General features: G+C 72.1%; 14 protein-coding genes. 4 read left to right on the plus strand and 10 right to left on the minus strand.

Features of this window, described 5'->3' with window-relative positions; translation table 11 throughout:
• Positions 1–24 precede the first annotated feature (24 nt).
• A complete protein-coding gene (locus SSP29_RS31150) occupies positions 25–2,571 on the minus strand; it encodes a polynucleotide kinase-phosphatase (protein ID WP_089104194.1) in 2,547 nt (848 codons plus the stop codon).
• Positions 2,568–4,046 carry a 3' terminal RNA ribose 2'-O-methyltransferase Hen1 gene (locus SSP29_RS31155; RefSeq protein WP_089104195.1) on the minus strand — a complete coding sequence of 493 codons (1,479 nt, stop codon included), beginning with the start codon at positions 4,044–4,046 and terminating at the stop codon, positions 2,568–2,570. The genes SSP29_RS31150 and SSP29_RS31155 overlap by 4 nt, the downstream gene beginning before the upstream one ends.
• Positions 4,047–4,186: 140 nt before the next feature.
• Between SSP29_RS31155 and SSP29_RS31160 the strand changes: the two genes are divergently transcribed.
• Positions 4,187–4,858 carry a TetR/AcrR family transcriptional regulator gene (locus SSP29_RS31160; RefSeq protein ID WP_089104446.1) on the plus strand — a complete coding sequence of 224 codons (672 nt, stop codon included), beginning with the start codon at positions 4,187–4,189 and terminating at the stop codon, positions 4,856–4,858.
• Positions 4,855–6,174 (plus strand): FAD-binding oxidoreductase, encoded by a 1,320-nt coding sequence (locus SSP29_RS31165; RefSeq protein WP_089104196.1) that lies wholly within the window; start codon positions 4,855–4,857, stop codon positions 6,172–6,174. The genes SSP29_RS31160 and SSP29_RS31165 overlap by 4 nt, the downstream gene beginning before the upstream one ends.
• A gap of 6 nt (positions 6,175–6,180) precedes the next feature.
• Here the strand turns inward: SSP29_RS31165 and SSP29_RS31170 are convergent, their stop codons facing one another.
• Complete coding sequence (locus SSP29_RS31170; RefSeq protein ID WP_089104197.1) at positions 6,181–6,852, minus strand: FMN-dependent NADH-azoreductase; 672 nt, start codon at positions 6,850–6,852, stop codon at positions 6,181–6,183.
• A 119-nt stretch (positions 6,853–6,971) separates the two neighbouring features.
• Between SSP29_RS31170 and SSP29_RS31175 the strand changes: the two genes are divergently transcribed.
• Positions 6,972–7,919 carry a LysR family transcriptional regulator gene (locus SSP29_RS31175; protein WP_150135251.1) on the plus strand — a complete coding sequence of 316 codons (948 nt, stop codon included), beginning with the start codon at positions 6,972–6,974 and terminating at the stop codon, positions 7,917–7,919.
• Here SSP29_RS31175 and SSP29_RS31180 read toward each other — a convergent pair.
• From SSP29_RS31180 to SSP29_RS31195, 4 genes are all read right to left on the minus strand, one after another.
• Entirely contained in the window at positions 7,906–8,325 is a 420-nt protein-coding gene (locus tag SSP29_RS31180; RefSeq protein ID WP_089104198.1) for a nuclear transport factor 2 family protein, read from the minus strand. The two genes, SSP29_RS31175 and SSP29_RS31180, sit on opposite strands and share 14 nt — an antisense overlap.
• Before the next feature lie 47 nt (positions 8,326–8,372).
• On the minus strand, positions 8,373–9,296 hold the full coding sequence (locus tag SSP29_RS31185; protein ID WP_089104199.1) for an NAD-dependent epimerase/dehydratase family protein: 924 nt from the start codon (positions 9,294–9,296) through the stop codon (positions 8,373–8,375).
• Positions 9,297–9,313: 17 nt separating this feature from the next.
• A complete protein-coding gene (locus SSP29_RS31190; RefSeq protein ID WP_089104200.1) occupies positions 9,314–12,070 on the minus strand; it encodes a non-ribosomal peptide synthetase in 2,757 nt (918 codons plus the stop codon).
• Positions 12,071–12,692: 622 nt separating this feature from the next.
• Positions 12,693–13,616, minus strand: coding sequence for an LLM class F420-dependent oxidoreductase (locus SSP29_RS31195; RefSeq protein ID WP_089104201.1), 924 nt, complete (start codon positions 13,614–13,616; stop codon positions 12,693–12,695).
• Positions 13,617–13,861: 245 nt separating this feature from the next.
• On the opposite strand from SSP29_RS31195, the gene SSP29_RS58700 reads away from it, so the two are divergent.
• On the plus strand, positions 13,862–14,023 hold the full coding sequence (locus SSP29_RS58700) for a hypothetical protein (RefSeq protein WP_167450041.1): 162 nt from the start codon (positions 13,862–13,864) through the stop codon (positions 14,021–14,023).
• A gap of 185 nt (positions 14,024–14,208) precedes the next feature.
• Here the strand turns inward: SSP29_RS58700 and SSP29_RS31205 are convergent, their stop codons facing one another.
• The 3 genes from SSP29_RS31205 to SSP29_RS56735 all read right to left on the minus strand — a co-directional run bounded on the left by SSP29_RS31205 (position 14,209) and on the right by SSP29_RS56735 (position 16,354).
• Complete coding sequence (locus SSP29_RS31205) at positions 14,209–14,667, minus strand: DUF6099 family protein (protein ID WP_089104203.1); 459 nt, start codon at positions 14,665–14,667, stop codon at positions 14,209–14,211.
• A 194-nt stretch (positions 14,668–14,861) separates the two neighbouring features.
• Complete coding sequence (locus tag SSP29_RS56730) at positions 14,862–15,191, minus strand: nucleotide pyrophosphohydrolase (RefSeq protein ID WP_089104204.1); 330 nt, start codon at positions 15,189–15,191, stop codon at positions 14,862–14,864.
• Positions 15,188–16,354, minus strand: a complete 1,167-nt coding sequence (locus SSP29_RS56735; protein WP_089104205.1) for an AAA family ATPase — start codon at positions 16,352–16,354, stop codon at positions 15,188–15,190. Before SSP29_RS56735 ends, SSP29_RS56730 begins: the two co-directional genes overlap by 4 nt.
• Positions 16,355–16,380: the final 26 nt, after the last annotated feature.

A 16,380-nucleotide genomic window follows, 5' to 3' on the forward strand; every position in this document is an offset into this window, starting at 1 on the left:
CCGGCCTGCCGGAGCCGGCGTCGTTCACAGCCGCGGGTCCACCGGCTCCGACTCCAGGGCCAGGACCCCGAAGACCGCCTCGTGCACGCGCCACAGCGGTTCGCCGTCCGCGAGGCGGTCCAGGGCCTCCAGGCCGAGGGCGTACTCGCGGATCGCCAGGGACCGCTTGTGGTTGAGGAAGCGGCCCCGCAGGCGGGTGAGGTTGTCGGGGCGGGTGTACTCGGGGCCGTAGATGATCCGCAGGTACTCCCGGCCCCGGCACTTGATGCCGGGCTGGACCAGCCGGCCCTGCGGGTCGCGGACCACCGCGCCGGCCGGCTTGACGACCATGCCCTCGCCGCCCCGGCCGGTCATCTCCAGCCACCAGTCGACGCCGGCCCGCACCGACTCCGGGTCGCCGGTGTCGACGTGCAGGCGGCGGGTGGTCTGCAGGAGACCCGTCGGGTCATGCTCCACCAGCCGGTCCAGGAGGGCGAGTTGCTCGTCGTGCGGGAGCGCGGCGAGGCTGCGGCCCTGGACCGCGAGGATCTGGAAGGGGGCCAGGCGCACCCCGTCCAGGCCCTCGGTGGGCCAGCAGTAGCGGCGGTAGGCGTCGGTGAACGCGGCCGCGTCGGCGGCGCGTTCGCGCTGCCGGGCCAGCAGACCGGTGACGTCGACGCCGCGGGCCGCCGCGCCCTCCAGGGCGGCCAGCGCGCCCGGGAAGACCGCGCCGGAGGCGGCGCCCACGGCCGCGTACTGGGTGCGCAGCAGGCCGGAGGCCTTGAGCGACCAGGGCAGCAGCTCGGCGTCCAACAGGAGCCAGTCGGTGGCGAGTTCGTCCCAGAGGCCGGCCGCGTCGACCGAGGCGCGGATCCGGCCGAGGATCTCCTCGGTCACCGACTCGTCGTCGAAGAACGGGCGTCCGGTGCGGGTGTAGAGGGAGCCGGTCGGGCCGGGCGGGACGCCGAAGCGCTTGTGCGCGACCTCCGTGTCCCGGCACACCAGTGCCACCGCCCGCGAGCCCATGTGCTTCTCCTCGCACACCACCCGGGCGACCCCGTCCGCGGCGTACTGGGCGAAGGCCTCCGCCGGGTGCTCCAGATAGCCCTCGACGTGCGAAGTGGCCGTCGGGGCCATGGTCGGCGGCAGGTACGGCAGCAGGCGCGGGTCGATCGCGAAGCGGCTCATCACCTCCAGGGCGGCCGCCGCGTTCGCCTCGCGGACCGCGATCCGGCCCTGGTGACGCGTCTCGACGACCCGTCGGCCGTGGACGTCCGCCAGGTCCAGCGGGCGTCCGTCCTGGCCGCCGGGCGCCTCGGTGTGCAGCGGGCGGGCCGGCTCGTACCAGACCTGCTCGGCCGGTACGTCGACCAGCTCCCGCTCCGGCCAGCGCAGCGCGGTGAGCTTGCCGCCGAAGACGGCGCCGGTGTCCAGGCAGATGGTGTTGTTCAGCCAGGTGGCCTCCGGGACCGGGGTGTGGCCGTAGACGACGGCGGCGCGGCCCCGGTAGTCCTCGGCCCACGGGTAGCGCACGGGCAGGCCGAACTCGTCGGTCTCGCCGGTGGTCTCGCCGTACAGCGCGTGCGAGCGGACCCGGCCGGAGGTGCGGCCGTGGTACTTCTCGGGCAGCCCGGCGTGGCAGACGACCAGCTTCCCGCCGTCGAGGACGTAGTGGCTGACCAGTCCGTCGATGAACTCCCGTACCTGTGCCCGGAACTCCTCGCTCTCGCCGTCCATCTGGTCGATGGTCTCGGCGAGTCCGTGGGTGTGCTGGACCTTGCGGCCCTTGAGGTATCGGCCGTACTTGTTCTCGTGGTTGCCGGGCACGCACAGGGCGTTGCCCGACCCGACCATCGACATCACGCGGCGCAGCACGCCGGGGCTGTCGGGGCCGCGGTCGACGAGGTCGCCGACGAAGACCGCGGTACGGCCCTGCGGGTGGACGCCGTCCCGGTAGCCCAGCTTGGCGAGCAGGGAATCCAGTTCGCTCGCGCAGCCGTGGATGTCGCCGACGATGTCGAAGGGGCCGGTGAGGTGGGTCAGGTCGTTGAACCGCTTCTCGGTGACGACGGTCGCCGACTCGGCCTCCTCGACGCCGCGCAGGATGTGCACCTTGCGGAAGCCCTCGCGTTCCAGGTGCCTGACCGAGCGGCGCAGTTCGCGGATGTGGCGCTGGATGACCCGGCGCGGCATGTCGGCCCGGTCGGTGCGGGCCGCGTTGCGTTCGGCGCACACCTCCTCGGGCACGTCGAGGACGATGGCGATGGGCAGCACGTCGTACTGCTTGGCCAGGTCGATCAGCTGGCGCCGGGACTCCTGCTGCACGCTGGTCGCGTCGACGACCGTGCGGCGGCCGGCGGCGAGCCGCTTGCCGGCGATGTAGTGCAGGACGTCGAATGCGTCCTTGGTCGCGCTCTGGTCGTTCTCGTCGTCGGAGACCAGGCCCCGGCAGAAGTCGGAGGAGATGATCTCGGTCGGCTTGAAGTGGCGCCGGGCGAAGGTGGACTTGCCGGAGCCGGAGGCGCCGACGAGGACGACCAGGGAGAGGTCGGTGACGGGCAGGACCCGTCCGGTGTGCTGTGTCTCGGTCATGCCGCCTTCGCCTCCTTCGCGGTGCATACGGTGGCCGTGCTTATGTCAAAAATGGCCATCTGGGTGGGCGGTCCGACCTCGGGGTCGTCCGGGCCCACGGGGGTGAACTCGACGTCGTAGCCGTGCAGTTCGGCGACCCGGTGGGCCCAGGCGCGGAACTCCTCGCGGGTCCACTCGAAGCGGTGGTCGCCGTGCCGGGTGTGGCCGGCGGGGAGGGTCTCCCAGCGGACGTTGTACTCCACGTTCGGGGTGGTCACCAGGACCGTGCGGGGGCGGGCGGCGCCGAACACGGCGTACTCCAGGGCGGGCAGCCTCGGCAGGTCGAGGTGTTCGATCACCTCGCTGAGCACGGCCGCGTCGTACCCCTTGAGCCGCTTGTCGGTGTAGGCCAGCGAGCCCTGGAAGAGCTTGACGCGGGCGGCCTGCCGCTCCCCCATGCGGTCCAGCTTGAGCCGCCGGGAGGCGATGGTGAGCGCCCGCATGGACACGTCGACACCGACGATCTCGGTGAAGGACGGGTCGTTCAGCAGCGCCTGCACCAGCTGGCCCTGGCCGCAGCCGAGGTCGAGGACCCGGGCGGCGCCGGAGCGCTTGAGCGCGTCGAGGATCGCCTCGCGGCGCTGCACGGCGAGCGGGGTCGGCTTCTCCTCCGCCTCGGTCTCCTCCGCGACGGCGTTGTCGATCTCCTCGACCTCGCTGTCGTCGGCCTCGGCGAGCCGCACCAGCTCCAGCCGCTCCATCGCCTGCCGGGTCAGCGACCAGCGCCGGGAGAGGTAGCGGCTGGTGATGAGCTTGTGCTCGGGGTGGCCGGGGAGCCAGCCCTCGCCCGCGCGCAGCAGCTTGTCGACCTCCTCGGAGGACACCCAGTAGTGCTTGGCGTCGTCGAGGACGGGGAGCAGGACGTAGAGGTGGCGCAGCGCCTCGGAGAGGGTCAGCGCCTCGGACTCCAGGGCCAGGCCGACGTACCGCGAGTCGCCCCACTCCGGGAACTCGGTGTCCAGCGCGACCGGTTCGGCGGTCACCGTCCAGCCGAGCGGCTCGAAGAGGTGCCGTACGAGGTCGGGGCCGCCGCGGGCGGGCAGCGCGGGCACCTCGATCCGCAACGACCTCGGCTGCGCCGGGGCTTCGGGGCGGGCCCTGCAGACGCCGCGCATGGCGCTGGAGAAGACGTTGCCGATCGCCACGGCGAGCAGCGAGGAGGCCGCGTACGGGCGGTCGTTGACGTACTGCGCGAGCGCTGCGTCGGGGGCTCCGCCGCGTCCCTTGCCCTTGCCGCGTCGGACCAGCGCCACCGCGTCCACCTCCAGGAGCAGCGCCGCCGTGCAGCGCTCGGGATCCGCCTCCGGGTAGAAGACGTGCGCGATGCCGTGCGAGGTGGTGAAGGTCTGCGCGTTGCCGGGGTGCTTGTGCAGCAGGAACCCGAGGTCGGTGGCCGGGGAGGCGGCGGTGCCGCTCGTGGAGATCGTCAGGAACACATGTCCGAGTCTCCCTGGTCCGGCGCCGCCTTGACCACTGGTTTTGTCCGTGCGGTGGTCCGTGGCGCCATCGGTTCGGAAGCGGGCCGGGCAGCCGCCCCAGGCCGCTAATGACCAGATGTACATTAGGGCCCGTGACCATGACGTCCAGCAGCAGGCCGCCTGCCCGGAAGCGGGTGCGGGCACCTCAGGCGCATCGCGAGGCGATCCTCGACGCGGCCCGCGCCGCCTTCGCCGAGCGGGGATACGCGCGGGCCACCATCCGGGAGATCGCCGGCCGCGCCGGAGTCACCCACGGCCTGGTGATGCGGCACTTCGGCTCCAAGGAGCGGCTGTTCCTGGCCGCCGTGCCCGGCACCCGTGACCTGCCGGAACTGGTGCCCGGGCCGCCCGGGACCCTGCCGGACAGGATCGCGCGGGCCTTCGTCGAGCGCATGGAGCGCGCCGACAGCGGCGATCCGTTCCTCGCGCTGATCCGCAGCGCGGCCTCCGACGAGAGCGCCGCGACCGCCCTGTACACGGCGATGCGGCAGAGCAGCACGGAGGCCTACCGCACGGTGCTGACCGGGCCCGACGCCGACGAGCGCATCGACCTGCTCGGCGCGCATCTCATCGGGGTCGCCTTCAGCCGGTACGTGCTGCGCAGCGGGCCGGTGGCGGAGATGGAGCCGGAGCGGCTGGTGCGCTACCTGGCACGGACCCTGCGGTGCGCCCTGGAGCCGCTCGGTGCGGCCGACACCGAGGACGAAGCCGGAACCGAAGCCGGAACCGGAACCGGAACCGGAGCCGAGGAAGGGAACTCCCCGTCATGACGTTCACGCTGCCGCCGGTCCCGCCGTCCCTGGCCGGGCGGATCGTCGTACCGGACGACACCCGGTACGAGCGGTTACGGCACGGCTATGTGCACCGCGGCTCGCCCGCCGCCGTGCTGCTGCCAGAGGACGCCGGGCAGACCGCCGAGGCGCTGGGGTACGCGCGCTCGCTGGGCTCGGCGGTCTCGGTGCGCAGCGGCGGGCACGGCATCAGCGGCCGTTCCACCAACGACGGCGGTGCCGTCGTCGACGTGTCCCGTCTCGACGAGGTGCGGGTGCTGGACCGGGCCCGGCGGCGGATCCGGGTCGGGGCGGGCGCCCGCTGGGGACGGGTGGCGCAGGCCCTCGCTCCGCACGGGCTGGCCGTCAGCTCCGGGGACACCGGTGACGTGGGGGTGGGCGGCCTGGTCACGGCGGGCGGCATGGGCTGGCTGGCGCGGCTGCACGGGCTGACCGTCGACCATGTGACGGCGGTCGAACTCGTCCTGGCCGACGGCACGTTCGTGCGGACGGACGCCGAGCGGGAGCCCGACCTGTTCTGGGCGGTGCGCGGGGCCGGCGGGAACTTCGGGGTGGTCACCGCCGTGGAACTGGAGGCCTGCGAGACCGGCGACGTGGTCTTCGCCAACCTGGTCTTCGACGCGGGGGACGCAGCGGCGCTGATCGAGGCGTGGGGTGCGGTGCTGGAGTCGGCGCCGCGCGAGCTGACCAGTTTTCTGACGTTCATGCCGGGCGGGCCGGGCCGCCCGCACCTGGCGCATGTCGCCGCGGTGTACGCGGGGAGCGCGGAACACGGCGCGGCCGAGCGGGCGCTGACGCCGCTGCTCGGCGTCGGCCCGCCGGTCCAGCAGCGGGCGGTGCTCGCACCGTACTCGGCGCTGGTGCCGGTGAGCGGCGTCGCGCACCACGGGCAGCAGCAGCTCGGCGCCACCCGGTCCGGCCTGCTCGACCGTCTCACCGCGGCCGCGGCACGGGCGGTCGCGGACGCGCTGGAGTCGGGGCAGGTGCCGATGCAGCAGTTCCGTTCGGTGGGCGGGGCGGTCAACGACGTGGACCCCGCGGCCACCGCCTACGCCCACCGCACCCAGAACTTCTCGCTGATGTCCGCGACCGTCCCGGAGCTGGAGAGCGGCCTCGACACGCACTGGGCACGGCTCGCCCCGCACCTGAACGGCATGTACCTCAGCTTCGACACCCGCCGTACCTCACAGGTGCTGACGGAGGCGTTCCCCGAGCCGGCCCTGTCCCGGCTCCGCGCCCTGAAGGAGCGGTACGACCCGGAGAACGTCTTCGACCGCAACTTCCCCCTGAAGTGAGGGAGTTCAGGAGGCGCCCTGGGTGCGGGCACCCTCCAGCGCCTTCTGGTACGACGCCGCGGCCAGCTCCTGGAACTGGGCGAGCCGGGGCACGTGTGCCGACTTGGTCAGCTCGGCGTGCAGGAAGGTGAGGTCGGTCGCGAGGCCGACCATGCCGAGGGCCGCCCTCAGGTACGGCTCCTGGTGGTCGGAGTCGTGGCGCGGCGTGCCGGGGCCGTAGGCGCCGCCGCGCGCCGAGGCCACCACGACCTTCTTGCCGGACAGCGGGCCCTCGCCGGTGGCCGGGTCGGCGATGAGCGGGGCGATCAGCACCCGGTCGAACCACGCCTTGAAGGTCGAGGGCACCGAGAAGTTGTACATCGGCACACCGAGCAGAATGGTGTCGGCGGCGAGGAGTTCCTCGATCAGCGGCCAGGTGATCGCCCAACTGGCCTGCTCCTCGGGCGTGGTGGCCGCGTCGCGGGCCGCTGCGAGGTCGCGTGTGCCCTCCTTCTCCAGGCGGTGCATCACCTCGATCTGCGCGTGGTCGACGTGCGGCACCGGGCCGGCGGCCAGGTCGCGGTAGATGTAGCTGCCGTCGGGGTTGGCCTTGCGCCAGGCTTCGGCGAACTCGCCCGAGATCTGGCGGGAGACGGAGCCCACGCGCGGGCTGGAGTCGAGGTGGAGCAGTGTGGCCATGGCGGAAAACCCCTGTCTGATCAGGTCGTTCGTATCGGTCCGTGATCCATTGAAAGTCCGGGCGGGCGGGTTGTCCCGTAATCTGGCGTGGCAGTTCGTAACCGGAAGCGTTAGCGAGGATGACGGTGCTGGACGTACGGAAACTGGTTCTGCTGCGTGAGGTCGGCGCCCGGGGATCCATCGCCGCGGCGGCGCAGGCCCTGAACTACACCCGTTCCGCGGTCTCCCAGCAGCTCTCCGCCCTTGAGTCGGAGACCGGTACCGCACTGCTGGACCGGGGCAGCAAGCGCGCCGAGCTCACCCCGGCCGGGCGGCTGCTGGTCGCGCACACCGACCGGATCGTGAACCAACTGGAGGCAGCCGAGGCGCAGTTGCTGGCCGGAGACGGCGAGGTCGGCGGCGAACTGCGGGTGGGTGTCCCGCTGCACGAGGGGCCCGCACTGCTGGTGCCGGCGCTGAACCGGCTGCGCGAGGAGCATCCGCAGCTGCGTATCACCCTGCACGGGGTGGCCCCGGACCAGGGGCGGCAGACGGTGCGGCTGGGCCGCCTCGACGCCGTCCTGGCCACCGGCTACCCGCGGGTGCCCGAGCCCCGGGTGCCCGGGCTGTACGAGGAGGAGGTGCTCAGCGACCGCGTCCGGCTGATCACCGCCCCGGGGCACCCGCTGGCCCGGGGCGAACGCCCCTGCCGGCTGGAGGAGTTCGCCGGGGAGCCGTGGCTGCTCGACCGGACCTCGCAACTCGGCCGGCTGGCCCTGCACGCCTGCGCAGGGGCCGGATTCGTGCCCGACATAGTCTCCGACATCGGGGACATGCAGGCCGTGTTCGGGCTGGTCTCCCTGGGCTGGGGCGTGGCGCTGGTGCCCGACCTGGTGCCGACCCGGCCGGGGCTTCCGGTCGCCCGGATCACCCCGGCCGGCCCCGAACTGACCCGCCGTATCACCCTCGTGGTGCGCGAGGGCGCCGTGCACAGCCCGCAGGTGGCCGTACTGCTGCCGGCCGTGCGGGAGGCCGCGGCCGAGCTGACCGGGCATCAGGACGCGGCCGGCCCGCTCAGCTCTCGATGACGCGATGGAAGGCGACGGTGTCGAAGATGTCCTCCATCCGGACCGCACGTCCGTCGCGCAGCACCCAGGAGTGCGTGAACGGCAGTGTCTCGGTGTGGCCGGAGAGGGAGACGACGTCCCGGTGGCCGAAGACGACAACCCGGTTCCCCTCCCGGACGAACTCCTCGGGGTGCAGCCGCATCCCGCCCAGCACGGTCGGCACGTGGGCCAGGAACTCCTTGACACCGGCGTGCCCGTGCTTGGTACCGCCGAGGCCGTACTCGGCCATGCCGTCGGGGTGCACCCACTCGATGTCCGGGTGGAAGGCGTCGAGCAGCGCGCCCACGTCCCGGGTGGCGAAGGCCGCGTAGGCGGCGTGGATCGGGGCCAGTGGATCGGTCGTGTTCTCGGTCACGTTCTCGGTCATGTCCCTCTCAGTCCTTCTCGGTTCTTCTCGGTTCTTCTCGGTTCTTCTCAGTCCTTGAGGTGCTCGGGATACAGCGCGGCCACGGTCCGGCGGATGCCCTCGCGCCAGGGCACCTTGCACGGGCCGGTGAGGGAGCGGCGCAGGGCGGGGTCGAACTGGTAGGTCTCCCGGGTGACCTCGCTCGGCACGAGGTTCGCCTCGACCCCGGTCAGCTCCTCCAGGTACCGGACGCAGTCGGTGATGCCGACCGGTTCGTCGCCGCCCCAGTTGGTCAGGGTCACCGGCACGGCGGCCGCGTTCCACAGGTGTGGGACCTGCTCGACGAGGTCGTCGGTGTAGAGCAGGGAGCACCAGTTCTGGCCCTCGACGGGGACCGGGATGGGCTCGCAGGCGAGCATCCGCTTGAAGTAGAGCATCGGGACCCCGCCGTAACCACCGGGCCCGTAGGCGATGTTGAGGCGGGCGATGACCGTGGGCAGGGCGAGGGTGCGGGCGAAGGCCCGGACGGTGCCCTCGGCGGCGATCTTGGCCACGGGGTAGGCGGGCAGCCAGTCGGCCTTGCCGTCCAGCGGGTCGGTCTCGGTGTACTTGTGGTCGAGGGTCTGCCGGGCGTAGAGGGCGCCCGTCGACACGTACAGGAAGGCCTCGGCGGTACGGCAGTGGGTCATCAGGCGCCCGGCGGCGACCGAGTTGACCTCGACGGCGGCGTTGAAGTCGCCGTCCTCGCCGCGCCGCACCGCCGAGTGGAAGACGTGCGTGAAGTCCTCAGGCAGGCCCTTGAGGGAGCCGTCGCCGGTGTCGTCCATGTCCCAGCGGAAGGTGCGGATGCCGTGCCGGGTGAGGTCGTCCTCGGCGCCGGGGGTGCCGAAGCGGCCGAGCGCCCAGACCTCGTTGTCCTGGGCCAGGGCCTTGGCCACCGGTCCGGCGACCTGTCCGGTGGCGCCGGTGACCAGGATCTTCTTGCCGTTCACTGATTCTCTCCCTGTGATCAGGCGTCGCCGAGGGCGCGGTCGAGTTCCTTGCGGAGGATGGACTGGAAGGCGGCCACGTGCTGCGGGCCCATCAGGGTGTAGTGCTCGCCGGGCACGTCGATGTAGCGGTTGGCCTCGGTGGTGTGCTCGTCCCAGCGGCGCAGTTCGTTGTTCAGCCAGTCCTCCTTGGTGCCGCGCAGCGGGATGGCGTAGAAGACGCTCATCGAGCGGACCTCGCCGCCGGGAGCGTAGCTGCGGCCGAGATCGGTGAGCCCGTCGGCGAGTTCGGCCCAGGCCTTGAACTTCTCGAAGGTCAGGTCTAGTTCGGCGAGCCGGCCCTCGGGCGCGTGGTCGACGAAGTACGCCAGCTGCTCGTCCTTCTCCAGGTGGCGCAGCTGCGCCGGGAGTTCGAGGGACTGCCTCTTGTCGATCAGCTCCAGGAAGAAGGCGAGGTTGGCGGCGGTCTCGACGAAGTCCAGTTCGTTCATGCGGTACTTGATGTGCGGGGGCAGGTTGAAGCTGCCGACGAAGTCGACGCGTTCGCCCTGCTCCTGGAGGACCTTGGCGATCTCGAAGGCGACGGCACCGCCGTAGGAGTACCCGGCGACCGCGTAGGGACCGTGCGGCTGCCGGGCCCGGATGGCCTTCACATAGGTGTCGACCATCTCGGCGAAGCTCCCGAAGGGCGTCTCGCCGGGGTTGAAACCGCGGGCGCGCAGGGCGTAGAAGGGCCGGTCGCCGACGAAGTACTTGGCGAGGTTGACGAAGACGAGGACCTCGCCGACGCCCGGGTGGACGCAGAACAGCGGGGTCTTGTCGCCGCCCGCCTGCATGGGCACGATCGGGTCGTACTCCTGCTCGCCGTGCGCGGTGCCGTCGAGGTGGGCGGCGAGGGCGCGGACGGTGGGGGCCCGCAGCACGGTGATGATCTGCAGGCCGGCGGCGCCGAGGCGCTGGGCGACCAGGGAGCGCAGCCGCAGGATGTCCAGCGAGGTGCCGCCGAGGTCGAAGAAGTTGGCGGTGGCGCTCAGCTTCTCCGGGTCGGTGTCGAACATCTCGGCGTAGATGCCCGCGAGGACCGTCTCGGTTTCGCCCTCGGGCGCGTTGTAGCCGCCGAGCCGGCGCAGCACCAGGTCGTCGACGGCGGCCCGGACCCCGTCGTAGGCGCCCGCCTCCAGGCGCCTGCGCATGAGGGAGCGCTGGATCTTGCCGAGGCTGGTCTTGGGGAAGGCGTCCGCGGGCAGCGGCAGGATGAGGGCGGGCCGGAAGCCCCAGTGCATGACGACGCTGCTGCGGACGGCGGTCAGCACCCGGTACAGGGCGAGTTCGTCGCCGTCGGCGCACTCCGGGTGGAAGGCGATCACCAGTTGCTCGGTGTCGCTGCCGGGGGCGCGGGTCGGGAAGGCGGCGACGTAGGAGCGGGCCACGTCGTCGAGGCCTTCGAGGACCGACTCGATGTCGTGGCTGAAGTAGTTGACGCCGTTGACGATGACGCTGTCCTTGCTGCGTCCGACGAGGGTGAGCCGGCCCTCGTCGAGGCGGCCGAGGTCGCCGCTGCGGAACCAGCCGTCGGGGGTGAAGGCGTCCTGGGTGGCCCGCTCGTTGTTGTAGTAACCGGAGGTGATCATCGGGCCGTTGAGCTGGAGCTCGCCCACCTCGCCGGAGGCCAGCTCGTGGTGGTCCTCCTCGTCGGCGATCCGGATCCGCAGTCCCTCGACGGGCCGGCCCAGGTTGGCGAACTCCTGGCCCTGGTCGGCGGCCGGGAACTCGACGGAGTAGATGCTGCCGGCGCAGGTCTCGGACATGCCGAAGGCGGGCCAGAGGGCGTCGGGGCGCAGGCCGTAGCGGGCGAAGCGGCCGAGGAAGGTCTCGCCGGTGGTGCGGACGACGGCCTCGCCGCCGCTGATGATGTGCCGCAGCCGGGACAGGTCGAGGCCCGGGCCGTCCTCCTCGACGAGCCGGTCGGCCTGCGGATTGATCAGCCCCAGCAGGAAGTTGGGGGTGAAGGTCATGGTGACGCCGAAGCCGGATATCAGCCGCAGGAAGTTGAGCGGCTCCTGGAGGACGACCGGTGCCTCGACGTGCAGCTGGGTGCTGCCCGCGTACAGCGGCAGCATGTGGCACTCCAGCAGGGCGGCGACATGGTCGAAGGAGACCCAGTTGAGGGTGGTGTCGGCGGCGGTCAGCCGGTGGTAGCCGTTCTTGCCGGCCATGGAGGCGAGCAGGTTGCCGTGCGAGAGCATCACCGCCTTGGAGTTGCCGGTGGAGCCGGAGGTCAGCACCAGGACGGCGGTGTCCTTCGGGTCGGCCTCGTGGAAGGCGTCGGCGGGCGCCGCGTACAGCTCCTCCAGGGCGACGACCGACAGGCCCTCGGTGCGCGGGAGTTCGGCGGCGAGGGTCTCGCTGGTGACGATCAGCGGGTGGTCGAGGAGGGTGTCGGCATGGGTGAGCTGGGCGGCCCAGCGCTCCGGGTCGCCGCCGAGCGCGGCCATCGGGCAGGGCACGAAGCCGCCCAGCTGACAGGCCCAGAACGCGGCGAGGAACTCCTTCGGCCGCTCAAGGAGCAGGACGGCCTTGTCACCGGCGGCGAGCCCGCGCTCGCGCAGGCCGCCGAGCACCGAGCGGGCCGCGTCGAGGAGTTCGGGATAGCTCTGGAAGGGTGCGTCGGGGTCGGTCGCGGTCCGGGGGTAGCGCAGTCCGGACGCGGCGTGGTTCCGGGCGGCGTCGCGCAGCAGGTCCACGATGGTGCGGGTGGTGGATACGGCTGTGGTCATGACGGTGCCTTCTCTTCCTGTCGCGTCGACGGCCGGGTGTGGTGGCCGTATACGGGTGGCGGCCGGGGCTCGGGCCACGGGTGGCGGCCCTCGCGCCGCGGCGGTACGGCGGATCGAATGGCATACGGCGTGCCGGGCAGGGCCGTACGGCACACCGTTCAGCCGGGAAACCGGGCAGGTCGGCCGGAGCGGCCGGGCGGATCGGCCGGGGTAGCCGGGCAGGGTGAAATCCGGGAAACCACACCGGAAGTGCGCATGCCCGGGCTCAGAGGCTTCTGCGGGGCATCAGGAAGGGACGCCGGAAACAGAAATCGAGCGTTCCGGAACACCGATGGAACACATACCTGTACATCGTTCCCCACCGACCAGGTCAGTACCGAGAGCCACGGCGCCGGGGCCCTGAATACCCGCCGAGAATAGAAACCGGCGCACCCGATTGTCAAAGGACCCGAGAAAGCAGAAAGTAAAAACCGGTTGGCGCGGGAAAGTACGGTACCGGCCACTCGCTCCCGCAATTCCACCGCAATTTTTTCTTACACCCGGCGTCAGAAATCACGACGTCCTCGGAAACAACCGCCCCCGGCCCTTTCGGGTCGGGGGCGGACGTCGTGCGGGGCGAAGGTCACGACAGCTGCGACTGGACCTGCGCGGAGATCAGCTCCAGGTGGTCCAGGTCGGAGAGGTCGAGGATCTGGAGGTAGAGGCGCCGGGAGCCGATCTCGGCGTAGCGGCCGATCTTCTCGACGACCTCGGCGGGGGTGCCGGCCAGGCCGTTGGCCTTCAGCTCGTCGACCTCGCGGCCGATCGCGGCGGCGCGGCGGGCGACCTCCTGGTCGTCCTTGCCGACGCATACCACGAGGGCGTTGGAGTACGTCAGTTCGTCCGCCCCGCGGCCGGCCGCCTCGACGGCGGCCCGCACCCGGCCGAACTGCCGCTCGCTGTCCTCGACCGAGGCGAACGGCATGTTGAACTCGTCGGCGTACCGCGCGGTCAGCTTCGGGGTCCGGGTGGCGCCGTGGCCGCCGATCAGCACCGGGATCCGGGCCTGGGCGGGCTTGGGCAGGGCGGGCGAGTCGGTGAGGTCGTAGTAGGTGCCGTGGAAGTCGAAGGTGTCGCCGAGCTTGGTCTCCCAGAGCCCGGTGACGATCGCCAGCTGCTCTTCCAGGCGGCCGAACTTCTCCTTGGGGAAGGGGATGCCGTACGCCTTGTGCTCCTGCTCGAACCAGCCCGCGCCGAGGCCCAGTTCGACCCGGCCGCCGGACATCTGGTCGACCTGGGCGACCTGGATGGCGAGCACACCGGGCAGCCGGAAGGTTCCTGCGGTCATGAGGGTGCCGAGGCGGATCCGCTTGGTCTCGCGGGCGAGTCCGGCGAGGGTGATCCAGGCGTCGGTGGGGCCGGGCAGGCCGTCCACGTCGCCCATCTTCAGATAGTGGTCGGACCGGAAGAAGGCGTCGAAGCCGAGGTCCTCGGTGGCCTTGGCGACAGCGAGAAGGGTGTCGTAGCTCGCGCCCTGCTGGGGCTCGGTGAAGATACGAAGGTCCATACACCCATCCTGCACGGACCCCGCCCCGTCAACCGCACCGGCACCACCCGTCACGTGCATCCACCCCAGGGTGAATATCGTCAACGGCGGGGCCGCGGGGCGGGGCGGGCCAGTGACCGGCCCCTGCGGTGATCGTTGGGTGGGGGGTGCCGGGCCGTCCGGCACCGCGCGCCGGACGGTCGCCGTCGCCGCGCGTCGTGCGTGGCCCGCCGCCGACGGCGGGCCGGGGGGCCGAGGAGGCCGTCTTGTCCGAAGAGTCCGTTCCACAGCAGGGTGGCCCCTGGTCCGGTCAGCCGAAGGGGCTGCTCCAGCAGATGGAGGAACTCATGGCGGCGTTGAACGCGGACATCTCCGCACTGGACGCGGACCTGCAACGCTCCCCGCGGGAAGAGGCCGACTTCGGCTAGGAGCCGTCTCCCAGGGCCTGTCTGACAATTCCCGTCGTCGCCCGGAGGGCGGCCTCGCGGCGTCAGGTGCGTGCTCTCGGCGTGCCGGGCGTAGGCCCTCGTACTGGACGTACTTGGGTCTGCGCCCGGTGCGGCGAGAGTGCGTGCATGGCGTCGCGAGGCAGACGGGAATTGTCAGACAGGCCCTAGCCGTCGTGGACCTCCTCCCTGGCCGCCAGTTTGCGGAGCATCTCCAGCACCCTGTCCCGGGACTCGTCGGCCGCGTCGATGGCCTCCATGCACTGCCAGTACGTCGCCTCGTCGGCCGCGGCGCTGGCCATGCCGACCAGTGCGATGCCGACCTCGCCCAGGAGGCCGCCGAGGCTCAGCAGGGTCAGGCGCGCGTCGTCCAGTTCGGTGAGCTGGGCGGCGCGCAGGGTGCCGGGGTCCAGGTCCGGGGTGTCCAGCACGCCGCAGCCCCGGCCCGCCAGCTCGGTCAGGCCGAGTGCCTCGCCCCGCAGCTCGGGCGGGCCGGAGACGGCCAGCCGGCTGCCGATCGCCTGGGCCAGGGCCTGGGCCTGCCACACCTCGGTCATCATCTCCGGAACGCCCGCGCCGTGCGCCAGCGCCCGTCTGCTCGCCACGATGAGCCGCATCGCGTCCATCCGTCGCCCCGTCCCCGTCGGTCCGAACTGCCTTGCCGCACTCAGTAGTTCACTACCCAGAGTGAGGGTTCCCCAGACGCGGAGCCAGAGGAAGACGGAAATCTGTGGACAACAATTCGGATTCGGGCGGGCTTTTGGCTACTGAGTGTTAAATCGGAGTGCCGTGATCCGCGGATAGGCCTCCCGACAGTCCGTCAGGCGGGCGGGAACCGCTTCTCGTTGCGCTCGATCTTCGCGGCCAGCGCGGCCAGCGGATCGACGTCCAGGACGTCACAGAGCTGGAGGAGATAGGACAGGACGTCGGCCACCTCGTCCGTGACCCGGTGGGCGGTGCCGGGGTCCGCCATCACCCGGGACGACTCCTCCGGGGTCAACCACTGGAAGATCTCGACCAGTTCGGACGCCTCCACGCTCAGGGCGGCCACCAGGTTCTTGGGGGTGTGGTACTGCCGCCAGTCGCGGGCGGCGGCGAACTCGGCCAGCCGGCGCTGGAGTCCCGCCACATCGAGAGGTTCGTCTGTCACGCGTCCAGGTGTACCACCGTGATCGCCCCCGCCCCGCCGGCCCAGGAGGCGTCGCTCACCGCGCCGACGAACCGGATGTGGCCGCGCTCGCCCATCAGGACGGCCGTGCGCAGGAGTTCGGCGCGCTGGCCCGGGTCGAGGCAGCGGTCGAAGCCGTCGGCGAGGACGGTGAGGCCGCGCATGGCGTCGGGGACCTCGCCGGGTGCGTCGACCGCCAGGACGCCGGGGCCGGTGAAGAGGACCAGGGCGAGGGCGAGGTAGCGCAGTTCGCCGTCGCCGAGCCGCTCCAGCTCGGTGCGGTGGCCGTCGCCGCGGTCGAGCAGCGCCCGTACCGTGCCGTCGCCGAGCAGTTCGGCGAGCACGTCGACGACGGGACCGGCGCACCCGGTGCGCACCGCGTCGACGAGCTGGGCGTGCCGGCGGCCGCATTCGAAGCGGGTGCGCCACAGGACGTCGGCGAGGTTGTCGCAGCCGCGCAGCAGCCGGCCGGAGCCGGTGAGGACGGGTGTGCGCATGCCCTCGGGCCGCGGATCGCAGGGGAACACCGACCGCAGGGCGACGACCATCTGCTCGGCGGCGGCGAGGACCTGCCGCTGGCCGTCCGTCTTCCCGGCGACGCGCAGCGGCAGCAGGGCGGTGCCGAGACGGTCGTCGGGGAGCGGGGCCCGGGTCACCGGCGCGGTGCCCGCGGTGTGCCAGGCGGCCTGCACGGCCGGCCGGCCCGGGTCGCGCAGGGCGGTCTCCAGGAGGACGAGCCCGCCCGCGGTCAGCCGCTCGCCGACGATGCGCAGTTCGGGCTCGGCCTGCACGGCGACGTCGAGCCGCACCGGCCCCTCGGTGCCGTCGGCCGTACACCCGATGCGGAACCCCCGCCGCCGTTGCGCGTCGGGCCGGGCCCGCTCCGGCACCAGCGCGCCCGGGTCCGGAAACACGTCGGCGAGCGCGGCCCCGCCCCCGAGCCGCGCGAGCGCCTCATAGGCCGCGAGCACCGCACTCTTCCCGCTCCCGCTGGGCCCGGCGAGCAACGTGACCTGCCCGACGGGAAAGCTCGCCCCACGATGCCGGGCGAAGGCGGAGAGCCGCAGCTCGGTGACGCGGGGGCGGGGGTCACGGCGGGGGGTGTGGACGGGGGGTGCGGGGGCGGACCGGGGTGCGGGCGGCAACGGGGCGTCCGGACGGCCCGAGCGGG

Source organism: Streptomyces hyaluromycini, assembly GCF_002217755.1.
GTDB lineage: Bacteria > Actinomycetota > Actinomycetes > Streptomycetales > Streptomycetaceae > Streptomyces > Streptomyces hyaluromycini.

Bases quoted from the DNA above. Each gene is read 5' to 3' on its own strand.
- SSP29_RS31175 (WP_150135251.1), top strand. From the start codon at position 6,972: ATGACGGTGCTGGACGTACGGAAACTGGTTCTGCTGCGTGAGGTCGGC.
- SSP29_RS31180 (WP_089104198.1), bottom strand. From the start codon at position 8,325: ATGACCGAGAACGTGACCGAGAACACGACCGATCCACTGGCCCCGATC.
- SSP29_RS31170 (WP_089104197.1), bottom strand. From the start codon at position 6,852: ATGGCCACACTGCTCCACCTCGACTCCAGCCCGCGCGTGGGCTCCGTC.
- SSP29_RS31165 (WP_089104196.1), top strand. From the start codon at position 4,855: ATGACGTTCACGCTGCCGCCGGTCCCGCCGTCCCTGGCCGGGCGGATC.
- SSP29_RS31190 (WP_089104200.1), bottom strand. From the start codon at position 12,070: ATGACCACAGCCGTATCCACCACCCGCACCATCGTGGACCTGCTGCGC.
- SSP29_RS31150 (WP_089104194.1), bottom strand. From the start codon at position 2,571: ATGACCGAGACACAGCACACCGGACGGGTCCTGCCCGTCACCGACCTC.
- SSP29_RS31195 (WP_089104201.1), bottom strand. From the start codon at position 13,616: ATGGACCTTCGTATCTTCACCGAGCCCCAGCAGGGCGCGAGCTACGAC.
- SSP29_RS31160 (WP_089104446.1), top strand. From the start codon at position 4,187: ATGACGTCCAGCAGCAGGCCGCCTGCCCGGAAGCGGGTGCGGGCACCT.
- SSP29_RS31205 (WP_089104203.1), bottom strand. From the start codon at position 14,667: ATGGACGCGATGCGGCTCATCGTGGCGAGCAGACGGGCGCTGGCGCAC.